Here is a 1,316-nt window from a genome sequence, read left to right as displayed (position 1 = left end):
GTGACCCGTCCTGAATAAGGTTGACACTTTTTCCCCGACAGGGAGTGAGCGTCAAGATGGAAGGGCAGAAGAAGCGAACGCAGAGGGACTACACGCTGGCTTTTAAGTTGGCAGTGGTTGAGCAGGTGGAAAAAGGCGAGCTGACCTACAAAGAGGCACAGCGACGCTATGGCATTCAGGGTCGCTCGACGGTGCTGGTATGGTTGCGCAAGCACGGACGACAGGACTGGAGCGCCTCAGCGGAGGCCAAAACCACGATGGAAAATCAAAGCAGCCAGCGCAAGTCGCTCACGCCAGAGCAGCGCATCAAGGAATTGGAAGTGCAGTTGCGGGAGGCCCAAGAGAAGGCACGCCTGTTCGAGGCGGTGATCGACGTGATCCAGAAAGAGCATGGGGCGCGCGTCGTAAAAAAGCCTTCGGGCAGGTCCTCACGCAAAAGCTCGTCCAAGGGCTGAGTGTGGGCAGGGCCTGCCGCTACATTGGCATCAGCCGCCAGGCGTACTACAAACGCCAGCAAAGCGAGACACGGCAAAGCGCGCGTGAGGCCAAGGTCTGTGCGTTGGTCAACCACTTACGGCTGCGCCAGCCGCGCTTGGGTACGCGCAAGCTCCAGCACGTGCTGCGCACGCCCCTGGCCGAGGCAGGCATCCAGGTTGGCCGGGATCGCCTGTTCGATATCCTGCGTGCAGCCCGGCTGCTGGTCGTGCCGCAGCGGGCGTATCACAAGACCACACACAGTCATCATCGCTTCCGGCGCCATCCCAATCTGCTCAAGGACGGCCCGAACCAGGTCATCCCCACCGGGCCGGAGCAGGTCTGGGTGGCCGACATTACCTATCTGCCGACCGCCCAGCGCTGTGCGTACCTGAGTCTGGTGACTGACGCCTACTCGCGCAAGATCGTGGGCTACCGCGTGCATGACAGCCTGCATGCCGAGTCGGTCGCCCAGGCGTTGAAGATGGCGCTGAAGACGCGCCATACGCGACAGCCTCTGGTTCATCACTCGGATCGGGGCATCCAATACTGTTCAGCCGAGTACCAGCGCATCCATCAGCGGCACGGCATCACGTGCTCCATGACCGACGGCTACGACTGCTACCAGAATGCCCTGGCCGAACGGGTCAACGGCATCCTCAAAGGGGAGTTGCTGCTCAAGCGCCCCGCCGACCTAGAGCAGGCCGCACGCATGGTGGCGCAGGCCGTGCATATCTACAACCACGAACGGCCTCATCTGGCCTTGAAATACAAAACGCCCGATGCGGTGCATCGGGCGCTCGCTGACTGAGCACTGTGTCAACCTATGGCAGGACTTGACA

At 61.4% G+C, this 1,316-nt stretch carries 1 pseudogene; it reads left to right on the top strand.

From position 1 onward, the window contains the following. Positions 1-56: 56 nt before the first annotated feature. Positions 57-1,316, top strand: a pseudogene (locus A5777_RS00270) (IS3 family transposase); the annotation flags it as partial.

The organism is Gordonia sp. 852002-10350_SCH5691597, assembly GCF_001665715.1.
GTDB classification, from domain to species: domain Bacteria; phylum Actinomycetota; class Actinomycetes; order Mycobacteriales; family Mycobacteriaceae; genus Gordonia; species Gordonia sputi.
This window is presented reverse-complemented; position numbering and strand designations above follow the sequence as displayed.